Below are 16,963 nucleotides of genomic sequence, written 5' to 3' on the forward strand. Positions count from 1 at the left end.
CCCCGGACTCAATTACTTGATTATCTTTAGACGGCAGTCCTCATGTTCATTTCTATTAAAAAGCATTCGACCGTTATATGGAACCTGTTATCAGCATAAGAAACCTGTTCAAGAACTTTGGAAATAAGCAGGTATTAAAAGATATAAACCTGGAAGTATATAGCGGACAGGTCATAGGGTACATTGGCCCAAATGGTGCAGGAAAAAGCACAACCGTAAAGATCCTTTGCGGGTTGCTTACAGATTATGAAGGTGAAGTAAAAGTTAAGGGGTTTGATGTTAAAAAGGATACACTTGAGGTGAAAAAGATAATAGGATATGTACCAGAGATGGCAGAACTCTATGACGTACTCACACCAAAGGAGTTCCTTTCCTTCATGGGAGCTTTGTATGGTATCAATGAGCAGGTATGTTCTGAAAGAATACAAAAGATACTGTCAGCATTCAGCCTAGCTGATAATATAGATCAGCGCATGGATAGCTTTAGCAAGGGTATGAAACAAAAGGTACTGATTGCTTCCGGGCTTTTACACAATCCAGATGTTATCATTCTTGACGAGCCATTGAGTGGGTTGGATGCCAACAGTGTTATTATCATTAAGGAAATGATCAGCAGGCTGGCCCGTGATGGCAAAACAATTTTTTACTGCAGCCATATGATGGATGTCGTGGAAAAGGTTAGTGACCGCATTGTATTGATTGATGAAGGCAGGATCATTGCAAACGGAAGTTTTGAAGAATTAAAAGTTCAACAGGGTAATAAAAGTCTTGAACAGATCTTTGCCAATCTTACAAGTAAGGATTCGCTGGCTTCAACTGCAGATGAATTGATCAAAGCATTGGAAAACTAATACCCTGTTATTAAATTAAGTGGCTGGTACGAAAATAAATAGAAACCCAAGTGAACCCGGTCAATAAAATATTTTTAAAGCTGGTGCTGCTTCCCACAGCTGTATACAAAAGCATGGGAGTAAACATGGATCAATTAAGATCCATACTTGTCACTAAACTGATCATGGATGATAGAAGACCTAACACCATCCAGCAAACCAGGACCAGAAACAAAGGCAAACAGGTATCTATGGCTACTCTTGGTACCATGCTTATGAGTGGTTTAATCGGCCTGGTTTACCTGTTTGCATTCTCAATAGGTTCTAATATGGTGACCAGTCTTACCATTTATTTCTCCATGTTCTTCTTTATGCTTTCTGCAACTTTGATCTCTGATTTCACATCGGTGCTTATAGATGTAAGAGATACATTTATCATTTTACCTAAACCCGTTAATGATAGAACGTTATTAATCTCACGACTGTTGCACATCCTGATACATGTTTCCAAAATAGTCCTTCCCATGAGCCTTGCAGGTATTGTTTACCTGGTTATGAATGTTAACATTGCTGCAGCGCTATCCTTTATCCTGATGGTTCTTTTCACCACCATCTTTGCTATACTGTTTATCAATGCCGTTTACATAGGAATTCTTAAAGTAACAACTCCTCAGAAATTCCAATCTGTTATCAGTTATATCCAAATTGTCTTTGCTATAGTTATATATGCCAGCTACCAGGTCTTTCCCCGCATGATTAACCGGTTTGGCCTGGGCAGCCTTGATCTTTCCCTTCAAAAAGGTATTCTTTTTTATCCCCTTTACTGGATAGCCTGCACCTGGAAATTCTTGTACTCTTTTCATGTTAGCAGCAGGGAAGCCATAGGAACAGCTCTGGGATTGTGCTTACCATTTATCAGCATTTACCTTGTTGTCAAATACCTGGCTCCATTTTTCAATAATAAACTGGCTTTATTGTCATCCGGAAGTGGAACTTCTGCAACTGCAAGGCCTGTGAACAGTAGTAAGCACCGATTTGACTACCCTTTATTATTAAGCAAACTTTTCACTTCCTCTCCTTCCGAAAAAATGGGTTTTTTGTTTTCCTGGAAGATGACATCGCGGAGCAGAGATTTTAAATTAAAGGTCTATCCCTCCATTGGCTACCTGGCCGTATATGTAGTCATCATGTTCATGAATACCAAATCTATGGACCTGCAGGAATTAAGGGAAGAAAGTATAAAGAGCAGGATACTGGTAATATCAGCCCTGTACTTTACAAGTTTCATCCTCACCATGGCCATTTCCCAAATAGTATATTCAGAAAAGTATAAAGCTTCCTGGATGTATTACATCCCACCGGTAGACAAGCCCGGAGCTATCATTTTAGGGGGCGCCAAAGCCGCCATCCTGAAATTCTATATTCCTATAGTGTTTTTTATAACAGTTGCTGGCCTGGTACTTATAGGACCTGGTGTATTGCCTAATATTTTGCTGGGCTTATTTAATGAATTGCTTATCGCAACCTTACTTGTTTATGTGGGCAATAAACTTTTCCCCTTCTCCATGCATCAAAATACAAATATAAAATCCGGGTCATTATTAAGAAACCTGTTTGTATTGGCTGTTTCGGGGGTAATTGCCCTCTTTCATTTCTTTATATATACCATCATGCCCGTGGTTATTATAGGCGCAGTTCTTTCCATCATTGCCACCTGGCTGATCATGCAAAGTATCAGGAATATTCAATGGAAAGCAGTAAAGAGTAGTTACAGTGAAGACTAAGACCCATTTGTCAGGCTGGGATCTAGTTTGCTTTTCACCCTGCGCCTGTAATTGGTGAACATGCTGTACCAGCGCAGTTTCAATACACCCAGGATGCCTTCCTTTACAATTCCCTTGCTCATTTTCGACTCTCCATATTTACGGTCTTCAAATTGAATGGGAACTTCTTTAAGACGGAACCCAAGTTTCCAGGCAGCAAACTTCATTTCTATCTGGAAAGCATATCCAACAAAATGAATTTCATCCAGGTTAATGGTTTCTAATACTTCACGTCTATAGCACATGAAACCTGCAGTCTGGTCTTCAACAGGCATCCATAATATCAGGCGTGTATACAATGAGCCGCCTTTGGATAATAATATCCTGTTACGTGGCCAGTTCTGCACGCCTCCACCTTTTATATACCTTGAACCAATGGCAACATCTGCCCCACCGTTTTTGCAGGCATCATAAAGACGAGGCAGGTCTGAAGGGCTATGCGAAAAATCAGCGTCCATCTCAAAAATGTATGCATACTCTCTCTTGATCCCCCATTTAAAACCATGTATATAGGCTGTACCCAGTCCCAGTTTCCCTTTTCTTTCTTCCAAGAAAACAGTATCAGGATATTGTGCCTGGTAGGTACGAACAATATCAGCCGTCCCATCGGGTGAGCCATCATCAATCACCAGGATATGAAAATCCTGGTTCAGGTCATGTATGGCCTGGATGATAGGGCCAATATTCTCCCTTTCATTATAGGTTGGTATAATAACGAGTTTCTCCAAAAGGTTACTAGAACTTTTTTAACATGATGCGGGTATACATTTCAGTTAGCTTCTGTTTGGTATTCATTGGAAACTCTCCTTTCATCATCCAGTCATAATACTGTGGTTCAGCCTTTAATACATCAGCAACAGGCCGCCCTTTATGCTTTCCAAAATTAAATACTTCCACACCCTTATCATTAAATATAAAACGTCGGGCAAAATCAATGATCTGCTCTTCACCAATAGCTTTTATTATGCTATCTATATTAGTCCCTAACTGAGGATATTTTTCTAACTGCGCATTTAAAATTTCTGCAGTAGCTACGGCATCTACTTCTGCGCCATGTGCCCCCTCCAGTGATTTATTGCAATAAAATTTGTAAGCTGCTGACAATGTACGTTGCTCCATCTGGTGAAAGATCTTTTGAACATCAACCACCTTACGGCCTTTCATATCAAATTCCACATCAGCCCTGATAAATTCTTCCATCAACATAGGTATATCAAGACGGTAAGCATTGTAACAGGAAAGATCACAGCCATCTAAAAATTGCCTGATCTCATGCGCTGCCTGCTTAAAAGTTGGAGCATCCTTTACCATTTCATCTGTGAGGCCATGAATCTCACTGATGGAAGCCGGAATGGGTATCTGTGGATTGATGATCTTTCTCTTCACCGTGCGGTTACCATCCGGCAACACTTTTACAATGGCTATTTCAACTATTCTATCTGCACTGACATTCGAGCCCGTGGCTTCAATATCAATAAAGGCCAGGGGTTTCTTTAATTGTAACATTTACAGTGGTTTCTTAAAATGGGTAAAGGTAAAGTTTTGTAATATTCAGGACGAAATTAATGACTTGCCCCTGTTATTTGTTTAGCAAATAATTCTGTGTCTAATCCATCATAATTTCCGGAGCTCATAAAGACTACAACTGCATTTTTATAATCATTGCTGTTTAACCAGTCTTCAAGATCCTTCCGTTCATTGATCACCGCCAAACCTTTTTTGTCAAATCCCTTTGCTACAGATTCTTTCGACAGGTCTGGCATCCGCTTTATCTCTAATGCATGCCTGCTATAAAAAACAGCAGCCCAATCTGCCTTTTCCATCACGCCATCATATTCTTTCATAAAAGCTTCATTCAAACTGCTGTAGGTGTGAAGTTCCAGGACCGCTATCAGGGTTTTGTCGGGAAACTGTTGCTTAAGGGCTTCTATTGTTGCTTTCACTTTGGATGGCGCATGGGCAAAATCCCGGAAAAATAAAGCCTGTTCATTTTTTGCAAGCAGTTCCAGGCGTTTGGAGGCACCCGTAAAGCTGCTAATAGCTTTTGTAAAATCAGCCGCGCTTACACCCAATTGCTTGCAAACAAGCCAGGCGGCCTGCATATTGAGTAAGTTATGATCGCCAAATACTTTTAAAGACACTTCTTTGTCTTCAATAGTAACTTTTGTTTCCCCGTTCTTTATCTCATGTGCGGGTACCCTATATGGATGATAATGTATATCCGTTCTATTTTGAGCTTCCACCAATTCTTTTAATGTGGCATCCGTATCATTATAGATCAGGTGGCCTCCCTTTTCAATCTTTTCAATGAAGATCCTGAACTGTTCCAAATAATTATCAAAAGTGGGAAATACATTGATATGGTCCCAGGCAATACCCGTTATAACCGCAATATGTGGAAATAGGAAATGGAATTTAGGTCGTTTTTCTATTGCACTCGCGGGATACTCATCTCCCTCGCAAACAATAACAGGAGCCCCGGTGATCTTAACAGATTGATCAAACCCATGGAGCCTGGCCCCTACCAGGTAGTCAAAGTCGATATTGGCTGACCTTAACACATGCATAATCATGGAAGTGGTAGTTGTTTTTCCATGACTACCCCCAACAATTACTCTTGTCTTTCCCCGGCTTTCCTGGTAAATATATTCCGGAAAGGAATAAATGGGGATGCCCAGTTCCCTGGCTTTTATAAGCTCCGGGTTGTCAGCCCTGGCATGCATACCCAGTATTACGGCATCCAGCTTGCTATCAACGAGGTCTGGTTGCCAGCCAAGTTGCTGTGGTAATATACCTTCACTGTCCAGGTTGCCCCTGGCGGGCTCAAATATTTCATCATCACTTCCTGTAACCTGGTATCCTTTTCGCTTTAACGCTATTGCCAATTGGTGCATAACGCTGCCACCAATGGAAGTAAAATGTATTCTCATGGTTTATCTATATGGTTTGGATGGATAAGCTATAGCCTGCTAACCTGCTTTTATGAGCTTTTGACCGATGAAAGGGCTGGACAGGGCCAACAGGGGTTTTAAATGTAATTTTCATAGCTATATTTGCATAATAAGCGGCAAATTAAGCCGTTTTAATCCAAACTAGTTATTATGAAAAACAAATTGCTTTACCTTTCCCTGTTAATCCTGACCAGCCTGGTCTTTGCTTCCTGTGCAGGTTCCCGTTATGGTTGCCCTGCTTCAACAGCATCTGCCAAAACTCCTGTTATTGAGAAGCATAAGGTTTAATCATTAAAAATTATTGTGTATGCATTGGATTCATCTTACCGATGAAGAGCAGTTGAAAAAGATCATTAGTAATTCTCAAAATAAGCCACAGGTAATATTTAAACACAGCACCCGATGCTCTATTAGTTCGGTTGCCCTGCAAAGATTGCAGAAAGTAGATCAGCCCTCTGATATTGACTTTTACTTTCTTGACCTGATCGCTTACAGGGGACTTTCTTCTAAGATCTCAGAGGTATTTGGAGTGTATCACGAATCTCCCCAGGTTCTTGTCATTAAAGATGGTCAATGCATCTATGATGAGAGTCACCTGAGTATTTCCATGGACGAAATCCTGGAAAGCGCTCACGCAGCATAATAAAAGTTTAAAGATATTTCTTCCAGGGAACCTTCATGGTTCCCTTTGTAGTTTACCAATAGATGAATCTCCCGATTATAGACACCATCTATCCCCTTCCATGTTGAAAGGCCTTGTTGCCACTGAGTAGTTTCCACGCTTTCCTGTAGCTTTGTTTTAATAACACGCTTAATATTAAAAACTATGATACGTAATGCAACCGCCGTTTGGAACGGCTCTGGAAAAGAAGGCAACGGAAAACTGACCACTCAAAGCACTGTTTTAAAGGATACCCAGTATTCTTACCTGTCCCGTTTTGAGAATGGTATTGGCACTAACCCTGAAGAATTGGTAGCAGCAGCGCATGCTGGTTGTTTTACAATGAAATTGAGTTTTGTTTTAGGTGAAGCAGGGTTTACACCCGAAAGCCTGGAAACAAAGTGCGGCATCACATTTGAAAACGGAGCGGTTACTAAATCTCATTTAACTGTTACGGGTAAAGTACCTGGAATCAGCAAGGAAAAGTTTGATGAAGCTGTAAAGAATGCTGAACAAAACTGTCCTATATCTAAATTATTGAACACCGAAATTTCGGCAGAAGGTACGCTGGCATAAGCCTGGAAAGCCGCCAAATGGCGGCTTTTTTTATTTTCTTTTGTAATAATAGAGATTCACACTGTTACTGAAGCCTTTTTCGCTCAAGGTATAATAACCCTTATTATCAACAGCAAAGGTTACCGCTTCGCCTAATGGCTCCATTTTATACGGTATAGTTGTATAAGCTTTGCCCAACGCCTGTACAATGCTTTGTTGCGTTGCTATTGCATAATGCAAAATAGCAGGATAGGTCTTTACCAGCAGTTCCCTTCCATCTGCTGAAAGGCAGGCAGAAACTACCCCACCATACGGCAACGTTGTCACCTGTTTGGCCACATTTATAGTTGTAAAGGAATAAGGATAGGACAATTTGAAAACCCTGGAATTATTATCTCTTTTGGTAAACAAGTAAATATCTTTTGAGCCCGGATCTACAATAAAGGCTTCTGCATCATGCGATCCATCTTCATATTGAAACCTGATGCTTTGAAAATCAGTTACTGTGTCGGTTGATTTAGCAGGCTCTGGAAAAGTGTAGATCGTGTAATCAGGATATACCTGGTTGTTATCTCCAATATCGGCAATGTACAAATCAGAGCCTGACAGGGCCATATCTTCCCAATCGCGATTAACTGCGCCTTTTATGAAAACGTTTTTAAACACTTCGCCATTATGGTCAATCAGGGAAATAGCAGGCGGATTGCCGCTATCCTGCTCACCCCAGAGGTAACCGGCATTTAATTTACTATCAGCAATACCCGAAATCTCATTGATCATGGGTAATACAGGCTTTACAACGGGTACAGAATCGAACAGGGCTATTTCAACAGCTGCAGATGTTTTTTGGCAGGAGGTAAATGAAACAATAGGCAGATAGAGAGGCAGCAATAAAAACCTGGTGCAAATCTTCCTGGTAAAAAACAAAATACCATATTTCATCAGGGAAAAATACATTCAAATTTATAAATAGGCCCCAATAGGTTGTTTTAAACAGCTTATTTGAGCTTAATCGGAAAAATACTAAGGAGATTCACCTATAAAGCATAGAAAATATTTATGTACTTTATAGTAGATTTATATATTGCAATCCGAAACCTTTCTCTATGAATTTTGAAGCCTTGGTAAACGGTGAAATGTATTCGTTCTATTTTATTAAAGAAACTATGGTGCTTGTATCCTCTTCTCAGGCAGAATATATATTGTACAAAAAGAAACAATGGCATTGTGCTGATGATATATCTCCGGCATTACTGGGCATGTTAGGAACAGCCATTGAGCAATATGCAAATGCCTCAGCTATCTGATTGGCTATAAATACTTGTAAACCGTTTTTTTATAGTCAGCAAGCTCTTCAAGAGTTGAGAACTCATCAAATTTTTGGGGTTGCCCCTGCAACTTCCTAACCAGTTGCACTTTTTCGCCATTTACGATGGTGCTTTTGGCACGTTCGAATATGTTATCCAGTTCATTGATGTTACTGATTGTCTGTAATTCTTCTATTTTTGAAACATCTATAATATATTCCTGCATTTCCTCTTCTGATTTTATTTAATCCTGACAAATTTATTGCCCAAATACATCCTACCTTCCATATGCCATATAATTAAGATGGTATGATAATGGTACAACTTTAAAAAAATAAATTATGGACGTAATCATACAATCGCTTGGATTTAAAGCGGGAGAACAACTGGAAGCTTATATTAAGGAAAAACTTGAAAAACTAACGCCCAACGATCATATAGTAAGGGCTAACGTAACCCTGTTTTTAGGACCAGATAAGGCGACTCAAAATACCTATTGTGAGATCAGGCTGGAAGTACCAGGCAATGATCTATTTATAAAAGAAAGTAGCCTTGAATTTGAACAATCGGTAGACTCCGCTGTAAACAAGCTCCAGGGTATGCTGAGAAAGGCAAAAGAAAAGCAACAGGATCAATGGCAAGGTAAAGCATGATCATAATTTTTTAATAGTAGTTCGACCCCTGGAAACAGGGGTCTTGCTTTTGGCAAATCAATAGATATTTATGGCACCTAATCAACATCCTGGTTCATGAGTTATGAAGACATAGCATTAAGGGAACTTCGGGCCTGGCAGTGTGAAATGGTTAGCAGCCCTTCTTTTTTTAACCGCCTTTCCAAAAAGTTGCAGGTTAAAATGAACAGTTTCATTCCAGAAAAGATCCACCAGGTTATCACCGCTACTATTAAGCAAATGATAAAGGGGGTGTTATTTGGAGCAAGGCAGATCACAAAAGAAAGTTCCCCCTTTCAGGATCTCCAGGCTACAGAAGAAGCAGTGGAAAAAATCATTCGCAATTATAAACATACTGCATCGGTGGAAGGCGGTGTGACAGGCGCAGGAGGCATCCTTATGGGCCTTGCCGATTTCCCTTTACTCCTTGCTATTAAGATCAAGATGCTGTTTGATATTGCCAGCCTGTATGGCTTTGATGTGCAGGATTATAAAGAACGGGTTTACCTGCTTCACATTTTCCAGCTTGCCTTTAGCAGCCATGAGCATCGCACACATATATACCTGCAGATGAATGATTGGGAAAATCAAAAGCATTTGTTGCCAGATGATATTAACCAGTTTGACTGGCGCAACTTTCAAATGGAATACAGGGATTATATTGACCTTGCTAAAATGGCGCAACTGGTGCCTGGAATTGGTGCAGTAGTTGGCGTGTTAGTTAATTATAAACTGGTAAAAAAACTGGGTCTAACAGCTATGAATGCCTATCGTATGCGCATATTTCAAAAACAAATCATTAGTGGATCTTTAATAACAGGAACATAACCAGGGCGCCAGCTACAGTATTTAAAAAGTTTACAAGGTCATTTGGCATCAGGCCCCGACGTTCCAATGTAGCTCCTAATAAGGAATCAGTAAGATTACCTATAGTACCAGCAATAACTATCCATAGGATATACAGGCCCCAACCATAGCCCACTGATGTTACTATGGCTACCAAAAAACTACCTGCAATCCCAATAAGTGTTCCTTCCAGGCTTATCACGCCATCCAGGCCTCTTGTATCTTTTCGAAAGCTTAGAATATTATAAAACCGGGATCCATACAAACTGCCCAATTCGGAAGAAAGGGTATCGGCCGTGGCCGAAGAAAAAACCCCGGCTATGAGTAAGGTAAACAGGTCTGCTTTTTCGGGCCATACAATTGCCAGCAAAGCTAATATTCCTGCCATTCCGCCATTGGCCAGTACCTGGGTGGCACTGCGTCTTCCCTTATTTCTTTCTGCAATTTTCCACAATTCTTTCTTATTACGCTTCCAGGCAGTAGCAAGGGTGCCCAGTAAAAAGAAAAATGCCATAAGCAACAATCCCAGCCACCCTGTACCAATAAAGATCACTAAACCTAACATGATACCCGTTATCCCAGCTACTGTTGTCAGTTTACCGGTCCAAATGCTGGTTAAAGCACCTCCCGTCAATAGTATTAGTAGAAATATATATTGTAATAACACGCGGCAAACTAAAACTTATATCCTTTCATTTCAAAGAAAAGCTTTCGAATGGTTTATGTTCTACAGCATTTGTGTAGGTTTTTATATAAGACCAATTTCCCTCTCTTTAAAATCTTATTCATGGAACTTAGAATACCACGTTGAATTATTGCAATAACCCGGTTATATGCTGTCGGTATCAATTGATATGTCTCCATGTTATTTTGACAGTTTTATCCCATAAAAAGTCAGAAAGAACTGAAATTTTCCAGTTACCCTAACTGCATTATGCAACGCCTATGTGCCGCCTATGTAACGGCTTTGTGCCGCCTATGTAACGGCTCTTTAAAGAGGCGGTACAAAGCCGTTACATACATGATAAAAAGACATGGCAAAATTGGGAGGTAAACTAACCAGCTATGTAATAGCCGTATCAGGGAACCTTAGAAAATGGAACAAACTGACTATCGGTTGGGCCAGTTATTTCGAAATGGCAATTGAAATGATGAAAAAGACAGATCCGAACGCTAAGAAATAACCTCGCTATTAATGGACTAACCTTAAGAGCTTTGACTTGCTCTTTCCCCTGTTAAATTATCGACCAATCAATTTTCACCCCTTACCTCTAAGCTATGATCTTTACTTTTGAATGTTGGCTTTTGACTTGTCTCACAGCTTGCCCTGTGCCTTCTTTTTAAAGAATCCCCTTAATAAAAAGTTATGTTGAAGGGCCTCCATATTTTCATCAAGTTTTTGAGTGCTTGATTGCAGGTTTTTAATTGTTTCCTTTATGGAAGCAGCAGATTGCTCATCGTTCAACAATACGCCGGCAGGTGTATTGGTTTTTTTAAGATCCGACTGCAGGTTCTGGCTAACGTTATTAATGGTTACCATTACCTCATTTGCTTTCCGGGTCATTTCCTCCACCTGTAATACACTTGTCTTCAACCTGGAGAACAATACAGTGTCTGTAATAAGATCATTGGTAAGTGTTCCCGGCTTCTGAAGATTAGCAGCATAGGAGTTGAATTGTGTGGTCAACCTTTCTGCATTAACTGAAGCCCTTTTTAATACGGCCATTGTATTATTCAGATCATTGGCAAGAGATTCTTCTTTCAATAATTTGCCTATAGTGCCTTCCCCATTTGCCAGGCGGCGGCTTACTTCTTTAAAATCAGTGGTTATAGCAAGTATGTTCTTGTTATTAGATTGAAAAGTACTCATCATATCTTCCACGCTAGCAGTTTTCTCAACATGTAGCATATCACCAGACTGCACCGGCGCTGCCTGTGGAGTGCCTCCATATAACACAATTATTTTATTACCTATCAGGCCATCAGAACCTACTTTGGCAAAAGCGTCTTTATGAATAAATTGCGTAGTATTCTCTTCAATGCTTATAGCCACATCAACAGAACCCGCTTTATTGAAAGAAATGCTTTTTACAGTGCCTATTTTAACACCCGAGTACCATACATTGCTTCCCTTCTGCAAGCCATTCACATCATCAAAAACAGCCATGAGGTCAATGGTATTGGCAAAGGTCTTCCGCTGGCCTCCCAGTGTTAGTATACCCACTATAAAAATTACAAGGGCTATGAATATAAAAATACCTACCAATACACTTCTTGTATTTTTAGTTGATCTCATTTCTTATTGTATAAAATTGTATTCGTAAAAACTATTGATCCGTTCATCCTTGGTATCAAAGATGGAATCAAAAGAACCAACCTTGACGAACTGACCGTCCAGCATCATAGCCACCCTGTCCCCTGTTGCCTTGGCACAGGTAAGATCATGCGTGATGATAATAGAACTGGTATGGAATTTTTCCTGCACGGCCACTATCAGGTTATTAATTTCTGTACTGGTAATTGGATCAAGACCTGCTGTTGGTTCGTCGTACAGCATGATCTGTGGTTGCATGATCAATGTACGGGCTATACCTATCCTTTTGCGTTGTCCGCCTGAAAGTTCAGAAGGCATCTGGTTGATAGATTGCAGGAGGCCCACAGCATCCAGCACTCTTTCAATAGAGTTATTCAAATCTTTTTTAGCCAGGTGGTGAGAATTTTTTACCAGCGGGAACTCCAGGTTTTCCCTGACTGTCATGCTATCATATAAAGCACTGTTCTGGAAAGAAAATCCCAGTTTCATGCGCAGTTCTCTTAGTTTCTTTTCATTCAGGGAGGGAACATCATAACCTAAAACATTTACAGTACCACTATCAGGTTTTAAAAGGCCTGAGATCATTTTGATCAGGACCGACTTACCTGTTCCCGATCTACCCAATACCACCACATTTTCCCCTTTGTAAACTGTAAGGTCTATTCCTTTCAATACATCATTGTCACCAAAGGACTTGTAGAGGTCCTTAATTATTATGACCGGGGTATTATAATCGATATGGCCTTTTTCTTTTTGCATTTAACGGATCCAGTTTACCATTTGAATAATTGCCATTTCTTCTATAAAGATCAGGAACATTGAAACGACCACCGCCATATTTGCAGCTTTTCCAACGCCTTCTGTTCCCTGGGTGGTATTGTAGCCCTTGAAGCAGCCAACCAAAGAAATGGTGAATCCATATATCACAGAGCGAAATAACGTGGAAGCAAAATCAAGGAAAGTGATCTTCTGAAAAGCATTCTGGAAGAAGGTAAGCAGGGTAATATTTTCATGGGAGTGGATATCAATATAGGAACCCATAAGGGACACAAAAGCAGCGTACATCATTAGCAATGGAATGCATATAGAGGTAGCAACGATACGGGTAACTACAAGGAATTTAAAAGCGTTTACTCCTGAAACATCCATGGCATCTATTTGCTCTGTCACTTTCATAGATCCCAATTCAGCACCAATACCCGACCCTACCTTACCTGCACAGATCAGGGCAGTTACCAGGGGCGCCAGGGATTTAATAACCGCTATGCCTACCAGGGAAGGCAACCAGGAAGTAGCTCCAAATTCAGCAAGTGATGGTCTTGATTGCTTGGTAAAAACGAGCCCTGTTATAAAACCTGTAACTGTTATCAATGCTACTGAGCGAACACCTACATTATAACATTGTTTGATCATTTCATTGAACTCGAAGGGGGGCTTAAACACCTCCTTAAAAAAACGTACAACAAAGCCAAAGACATCTGAGACATCTGTAAAAAAACTATCTACATTTTTTGAAATGACATATTTCATTCTGAAACCAGTTCGTTATAGAGCGATTTTCAATACTAATACAGGTTCATCATTACTTCCCATTGGGTAAATATTGGCCTTTGATCAGGCGGCGCAAAAATAAGGTATCGGGCTGTACCCAAATTAGAATGACATCATAAATGCATCAATATAGTAGAACTACGCCACCAATCACCTGATAATTTAGAACAAAACCCATTATGGCCAGCTTCGGGATCCTATTTCATTTTCTACAGAACTTAGGGGTAGAAAGCTGATTAATTGTCCATAAGCTGGTGGTTATACTGCTTTCTAAACTAATTTTGATCTACACCGGTATTTTGCCGGAGTAGGAGCAGAACTATCCTCTACAATTAAATCATTTTTCTTGAAACGTTTAATACCAGCTTTCCGGTTTATTTTAATTTCCTGTCTTTTCCTGGTGGTATGTTCCTCCAGTTGCAACAAAAGCACAAGCACCGGGGGCACGCCTACCCCCACCCCTGTTCCCCCTATAGATCCTCCCACCCCTCCTCCACCTGGTGTGAATGAAGTGGATTTTTGGTTAACCAAAAGTGACCAGACTGCATTATTAGAAAAGCAAAGTACCATCTTAAGTTTTGGAACGGTAGCCAACAATGATCCCTATATAGATGTAGATACCACCAATACCTTTCAAACCATTGATGGTTTTGGCTATACGCTCACAAGTGGAAGCGCAATGGTAATAAACGCATTAAACGCAGCTACCAAATCTGCGCTTTTGAAAGAATTGTTTGGTAATGATGCCAATTCCATAGGCATTAACTATTTAAGAATAAGCATAGGTGCTTCAGACCTGAGTGCCTCCGTCTATACCTATGATGATGTGCCGGCAGGACAAACCGACCTGGCACTGGCTAATTTTTCTTTAGCTCCTGATATGGACAACCTGATCCCATTGTTAAAGGAAATACTGGCTATTAATCCCGCTATCAAAATACTGGCAACGCCATGGTCATCGCCTGTATGGATGAAGGATAATGGCAGTAGTATTGGTGGAAGCCTTAAGCCTGAGTATTATGATGTTTATGCCAGGTATTTTATAAAATATATTCAGCAAATGAAGGCCCAGGGGATCACCATTACTGCCATAACTCCTCAAAATGAACCTTTGAACCCGGGCAATAATCCAAGCCTTTATATGACGGCTGAACAGCAATTAACTTTTATTAAAGATCATTTAGGCCCCGCATTCCAAACGGCCGGCATTTCTACTAAGATCATTGTGTACGATCACAACTGCGACAGGCCTGATTATCCTTTAACGATACTAAATGACCCGGCCGCAAAGGCTTTTGTTGAAGGTTCTGCCTTTCACCTCTATGCAGGTGACATCAGCGCCCTTTCACAGGTAAGAAATGCACACCCGGATAAGAACCTATATTTTACCGAACAGTACACTGCGTCCAATGGCGATTTTGGGGGTGACCTGAAATGGCATTTGAAGAATGTGATCATTGGTTCTATGCGTAACTGGAGCAAGACCGCATTAGAATGGAACCTGGCTAATAATGCTTCCTTTGAGCCACATACCCCTGGTGGATGTAACACCTGCAAGGGAGCCCTGACCATTACAAGTACAGTACAGCGTAATGTAGCTTATTACATAGTGGCCCATGCCTCTAAATTTGTTCCTTCAGGTTCTGTTAGAATTGGTAGCAATATCGCAGGCAACCTGCAAAATGTAGCCTTTAAAACTCCCGCAGGGAAAAAAGTATTAATTGTGGAAAATGATGGTAATACAACCCAGGGGTTTAAGATACGTATGGTGAACAAGTGGGTAACTACCTCTTTGCCTGCTGGTGCAGTTGGAACCTATATTTGGTAATTTGAATTCTTTTAATATTTAAGTTTAAATAAAGTATAATGAAACAAATCCTATTGGCAATATCAGTGGTAACGGTCTTTGCCTGTTCAGAAAAAAAGGCAAAAGTACTTTCCTCCGCTACAACTTCGGCCAACGTACCAGCTGCAGGAAAATCGATTGTAGTTTATACTACAGCCGATACAGCCAACTACAGGCTGACTCCCACTGATACATTGGAGTTTAAAGATTTTGGACAGCCACTTGAAACACAACCCTGTGTATTTGTAGACCCTACAAAAACATTCCAGACTTTATTGGGAATAGGAGGCGCCCTTACAGATGCCTCTGCTGAAACATTTGCTAAACTTTCCAGGGAAAAGCAAAAGGAATTTTTAAAGGCCTATTATGATCCCAATACTGGTATTGGCTATACCCTTGCCAGGACAAATATCCATAGCTGTGATTTTTCCAGTGGAAGCTATACCTACATTAAAGAAGGCGACAAGGAGCTCGCCTCTTTTAATATTGATCATGATAAACAATACAGGATTCCATTTATAAAGGATGCCATTGCTGCCGCGGGTGGTAAGCTAACTTTATATGCCTCTCCCTGGAGCCCGCCGGCATTTATGAAAGACAATAACGACATGCTGCATGGCGGAAGACTTAAAACAGAATTTTACCAGTCCTGGGCCAACTACTATGTAAAATTTATTAAGGCTTACGAAAAAGAAGGGATACCGGTTTGGGGATTAACCATACAAAATGAACCTATGGCCAGGCAAACCTGGGAATCCTGTATTTATACTGCCGAAGAAGAAACAAATTTTTTAAAGAACAACCTTGGTCCTACCCTGGCCAAAGAAGGATTGGGCAGTAGGAAGATCATAGTTTGGGACCATAACAGGGACCTTTTGTACCAACGGGCAAGTACTTTATTAAATGACCCGCAAGCTGCAAAATATGCCTGGGGAGTTGGTTTTCACTGGTATGAGGACTGGAGTGGTGGCGACCAGGTATTCGAAAATGTAAAAAAAGTATCCGAAAGCTTTCCGGATAAAAACCTGATTTTTACTGAGGGTTGTAATGACAAGTTTACAGCAGCCAGGCTTAAAGACTGGGCGCTTGGGGAACGGTATGGCAGATCCATGATTAACGATTTGAATAATAATACAGTAGGCTGGACGGACTGGAACGTATTATTAGATGAGAAAGGCGGGCCTAACCATGTTGGGAACTTTTGCTTTGCACCTATCCATGCTGATACTAAAACAGGCAATTTGATCTATACGAATTCCTATTATTACATTGGCCAGATATCTAAATTTGTTCGCCCTGGTGCTAAAAGAATTGAAAGTTCGGCAAGCAGAAGCCCGCTTTTAACCACAGCTTTTATCAATCCGGATGGGAAAATTGCAGTAGTGGTAATGAATACCACTGGTAAGGATATGCCTTTTCATTTATGGATGGGCGGTAAGGCAGCTGAAACCAAAAGCCTTGCACATTCCATAATGACAATGGTATTTTAAAAGACAAATCATATAAGATTATATTACTTATTGATTTTTAATACTATAGAAGGGTTTGCCTAATGATGAGGCAAGCCCTTTTTTTTAAAAATCAACGTGAAATGTTAATGGTTAGTTC

The 16,963-nt window shown here is 40.4% G+C and carries 20 protein-coding genes; 11 read left to right on the forward strand and 9 right to left on the reverse strand.

Features of this window, described 5'->3' with window-relative positions; all coding sequences use genetic code 11:
* Positions 1–77: 77 nt before the first annotated feature.
* Complete coding sequence (locus BUA53_RS10985) at positions 78–851, forward strand: ABC transporter ATP-binding protein (RefSeq protein WP_072835420.1); 774 nt, start codon at positions 78–80, stop codon at positions 849–851.
* 125 nt (positions 852–976) lie between these two features.
* Positions 977–2,614: a hypothetical protein gene (locus BUA53_RS10990; RefSeq protein WP_217652979.1), complete on the forward strand. Its 1,638-nt coding sequence runs from the start codon at positions 977–979 to the stop codon at positions 2,612–2,614.
* Here the strand turns inward: BUA53_RS10990 and BUA53_RS10995 are convergent.
* Genes BUA53_RS10995 through BUA53_RS11005 form a run of 3 tightly spaced genes read right to left on the reverse strand, consistent with a single transcriptional unit; the run spans position 2,611 to position 5,583 of the window.
* On the reverse strand, positions 2,611–3,381 hold the full coding sequence (locus BUA53_RS10995) for a polyprenol monophosphomannose synthase (RefSeq protein ID WP_072835422.1): 771 nt from the start codon (positions 3,379–3,381) through the stop codon (positions 2,611–2,613). The genes BUA53_RS10990 and BUA53_RS10995 overlap by 4 nt on opposite strands.
* A gap of 7 nt (positions 3,382–3,388) precedes the next feature.
* Positions 3,389–4,159, reverse strand: a complete 771-nt coding sequence (locus BUA53_RS11000; protein WP_072835423.1) for a 3'-5' exonuclease — start codon at positions 4,157–4,159, stop codon at positions 3,389–3,391.
* A gap of 56 nt (positions 4,160–4,215) precedes the next feature.
* Entirely contained in the window at positions 4,216–5,583 is a 1,368-nt protein-coding gene (locus BUA53_RS11005; protein ID WP_072835424.1) for a UDP-N-acetylmuramate--L-alanine ligase, read from the reverse strand.
* 171 nt (positions 5,584–5,754) lie between these two features.
* Between BUA53_RS11005 and BUA53_RS21235 the strand changes: the two genes are divergently transcribed.
* The 3 genes from BUA53_RS21235 to BUA53_RS11015 all read left to right on the forward strand — a co-directional run bounded on the left by BUA53_RS21235 (position 5,755) and on the right by BUA53_RS11015 (position 6,841).
* The gene (locus BUA53_RS21235) at positions 5,755–5,892 is read left to right on the forward strand and encodes a hypothetical protein (RefSeq protein WP_175546061.1); all 138 of its coding nucleotides are present in this window, start codon (positions 5,755–5,757) and stop codon (positions 5,890–5,892) included.
* 19 nt (positions 5,893–5,911) lie between these two features.
* Entirely contained in the window at positions 5,912–6,247 is a 336-nt protein-coding gene (gene ytxJ / locus BUA53_RS11010) for a bacillithiol system redox-active protein YtxJ (RefSeq protein WP_072835425.1), read from the forward strand.
* Between the two features lie 183 nt (positions 6,248–6,430).
* Complete coding sequence (locus BUA53_RS11015; protein WP_072835426.1) at positions 6,431–6,841, forward strand: OsmC family protein; 411 nt, start codon at positions 6,431–6,433, stop codon at positions 6,839–6,841.
* 30 nt (positions 6,842–6,871) lie between these two features.
* On the opposite strand, the gene BUA53_RS11020 is transcribed toward BUA53_RS11015, so the two are convergent.
* Positions 6,872–7,762 (reverse strand): hypothetical protein, encoded by an 891-nt coding sequence (locus tag BUA53_RS11020; RefSeq protein ID WP_072835463.1) that lies wholly within the window; start codon positions 7,760–7,762, stop codon positions 6,872–6,874.
* A 164-nt stretch (positions 7,763–7,926) separates the two neighbouring features.
* On the opposite strand from BUA53_RS11020, the gene BUA53_RS11025 reads away from it, so the two are divergent.
* Positions 7,927–8,127 carry a hypothetical protein gene (locus tag BUA53_RS11025; protein ID WP_072835427.1) on the forward strand — a complete coding sequence of 67 codons (201 nt, stop codon included), beginning with the start codon at positions 7,927–7,929 and terminating at the stop codon, positions 8,125–8,127.
* A gap of 4 nt (positions 8,128–8,131) precedes the next feature.
* Here the strand turns inward: BUA53_RS11025 and BUA53_RS11030 are convergent, their stop codons facing one another.
* Positions 8,132–8,353, reverse strand: a complete 222-nt coding sequence (locus BUA53_RS11030) for a hypothetical protein (RefSeq protein WP_072835428.1) — start codon at positions 8,351–8,353, stop codon at positions 8,132–8,134.
* A 115-nt stretch (positions 8,354–8,468) separates the two neighbouring features.
* On the opposite strand from BUA53_RS11030, the gene BUA53_RS11035 reads away from it, so the two are divergent.
* The gene (locus BUA53_RS11035) at positions 8,469–8,780 is read left to right on the forward strand and encodes an HPF/RaiA family ribosome-associated protein (RefSeq protein WP_072835429.1); all 312 of its coding nucleotides are present in this window, start codon (positions 8,469–8,471) and stop codon (positions 8,778–8,780) included.
* A gap of 96 nt (positions 8,781–8,876) precedes the next feature.
* Positions 8,877–9,626: an EcsC family protein gene (locus BUA53_RS11040; protein ID WP_072835430.1), complete on the forward strand. Its 750-nt coding sequence runs from the start codon at positions 8,877–8,879 to the stop codon at positions 9,624–9,626.
* Here BUA53_RS11040 and BUA53_RS11045 read toward each other — a convergent pair.
* Positions 9,598–10,311, reverse strand: a complete 714-nt coding sequence (locus BUA53_RS11045) for a DUF92 domain-containing protein (RefSeq protein ID WP_072835431.1) — start codon at positions 10,309–10,311, stop codon at positions 9,598–9,600. The genes BUA53_RS11040 and BUA53_RS11045 overlap by 29 nt on opposite strands.
* A 367-nt stretch (positions 10,312–10,678) precedes the next feature.
* On the opposite strand from BUA53_RS11045, the gene BUA53_RS21240 reads away from it, so the two are divergent.
* On the forward strand, positions 10,679–10,828 hold the full coding sequence (locus tag BUA53_RS21240; RefSeq protein ID WP_175546062.1) for a hypothetical protein: 150 nt from the start codon (positions 10,679–10,681) through the stop codon (positions 10,826–10,828).
* A gap of 131 nt (positions 10,829–10,959) precedes the next feature.
* On the opposite strand, the gene BUA53_RS11050 is transcribed toward BUA53_RS21240, so the two are convergent.
* The 3 genes from BUA53_RS11050 to BUA53_RS11060 are packed head-to-tail and all read right to left on the reverse strand — an operon-like array spanning position 10,960 to position 13,488.
* On the reverse strand, positions 10,960–11,940 hold the full coding sequence (locus BUA53_RS11050; protein ID WP_072835432.1) for an MlaD family protein: 981 nt from the start codon (positions 11,938–11,940) through the stop codon (positions 10,960–10,962).
* Between the two features lie 3 nt (positions 11,941–11,943).
* Complete coding sequence (locus BUA53_RS11055) at positions 11,944–12,717, reverse strand: ABC transporter ATP-binding protein (RefSeq protein ID WP_072835433.1); 774 nt, start codon at positions 12,715–12,717, stop codon at positions 11,944–11,946.
* Positions 12,718–13,488, reverse strand: coding sequence for an MlaE family ABC transporter permease (locus tag BUA53_RS11060; protein WP_072835434.1), 771 nt, complete (start codon positions 13,486–13,488; stop codon positions 12,718–12,720).
* 367 nt (positions 13,489–13,855) lie between these two features.
* Here BUA53_RS11060 and BUA53_RS11065 point away from each other — a divergent pair, with 367 nt between their 5' ends.
* Positions 13,856–15,337, forward strand: a complete 1,482-nt coding sequence (locus BUA53_RS11065) for a glycoside hydrolase family 30 protein (RefSeq protein WP_072835435.1) — start codon at positions 13,856–13,858, stop codon at positions 15,335–15,337.
* 38 nt (positions 15,338–15,375) lie between these two features.
* Complete coding sequence (locus BUA53_RS11070) at positions 15,376–16,845, forward strand: glycoside hydrolase family 30 protein (protein WP_072835436.1); 1,470 nt, start codon at positions 15,376–15,378, stop codon at positions 16,843–16,845.
* The last annotated feature ends 118 nt before the right edge of the window (positions 16,846–16,963 follow it).

The organism is Flavisolibacter ginsengisoli DSM 18119, from assembly GCF_900129295.1.
GTDB lineage: Bacteria > Bacteroidota > Bacteroidia > Chitinophagales > Chitinophagaceae > Flavisolibacter > Flavisolibacter ginsengisoli.

Bases quoted from the DNA above. Each gene is read 5' to 3' on its own strand.
- BUA53_RS10985 (WP_072835420.1), top strand. From the start codon at position 78: ATGGAACCTGTTATCAGCATAAGAAACCTGTTCAAGAACTTTGGAAAT.
- BUA53_RS10990 (WP_217652979.1), top strand. From the start codon at position 977: ATGGATCAATTAAGATCCATACTTGTCACTAAACTGATCATGGATGAT.
- BUA53_RS11000 (WP_072835423.1), bottom strand. From the start codon at position 4,159: ATGTTACAATTAAAGAAACCCCTGGCCTTTATTGATATTGAAGCCACG.
- BUA53_RS11005 (WP_072835424.1), bottom strand. From the start codon at position 5,583: ATGAGAATACATTTTACTTCCATTGGTGGCAGCGTTATGCACCAATTG.
- BUA53_RS21235 (WP_175546061.1), top strand. From the start codon at position 5,755: ATGAAAAACAAATTGCTTTACCTTTCCCTGTTAATCCTGACCAGCCTG.
- ytxJ (WP_072835425.1), top strand. From the start codon at position 5,912: ATGCATTGGATTCATCTTACCGATGAAGAGCAGTTGAAAAAGATCATT.
- BUA53_RS11015 (WP_072835426.1), top strand. From the start codon at position 6,431: ATGATACGTAATGCAACCGCCGTTTGGAACGGCTCTGGAAAAGAAGGC.
- BUA53_RS11020 (WP_072835463.1), bottom strand. From the start codon at position 7,762: ATGAAATATGGTATTTTGTTTTTTACCAGGAAGATTTGCACCAGGTTT.
- BUA53_RS11025 (WP_072835427.1), top strand. From the start codon at position 7,927: ATGAATTTTGAAGCCTTGGTAAACGGTGAAATGTATTCGTTCTATTTT.
- BUA53_RS11030 (WP_072835428.1), bottom strand. From the start codon at position 8,353: ATGCAGGAATATATTATAGATGTTTCAAAAATAGAAGAATTACAGACA.
- BUA53_RS11035 (WP_072835429.1), top strand. From the start codon at position 8,469: ATGGACGTAATCATACAATCGCTTGGATTTAAAGCGGGAGAACAACTG.
- BUA53_RS11040 (WP_072835430.1), top strand. From the start codon at position 8,877: ATGAGTTATGAAGACATAGCATTAAGGGAACTTCGGGCCTGGCAGTGT.
- BUA53_RS21240 (WP_175546062.1), top strand. From the start codon at position 10,679: ATGGCAAAATTGGGAGGTAAACTAACCAGCTATGTAATAGCCGTATCA.
- BUA53_RS11050 (WP_072835432.1), bottom strand. From the start codon at position 11,940: ATGAGATCAACTAAAAATACAAGAAGTGTATTGGTAGGTATTTTTATA.
- BUA53_RS11055 (WP_072835433.1), bottom strand. From the start codon at position 12,717: ATGCAAAAAGAAAAAGGCCATATCGATTATAATACCCCGGTCATAATA.
- BUA53_RS11060 (WP_072835434.1), bottom strand. From the start codon at position 13,488: ATGAAATATGTCATTTCAAAAAATGTAGATAGTTTTTTTACAGATGTC.
- BUA53_RS11070 (WP_072835436.1), top strand. From the start codon at position 15,376: ATGAAACAAATCCTATTGGCAATATCAGTGGTAACGGTCTTTGCCTGT.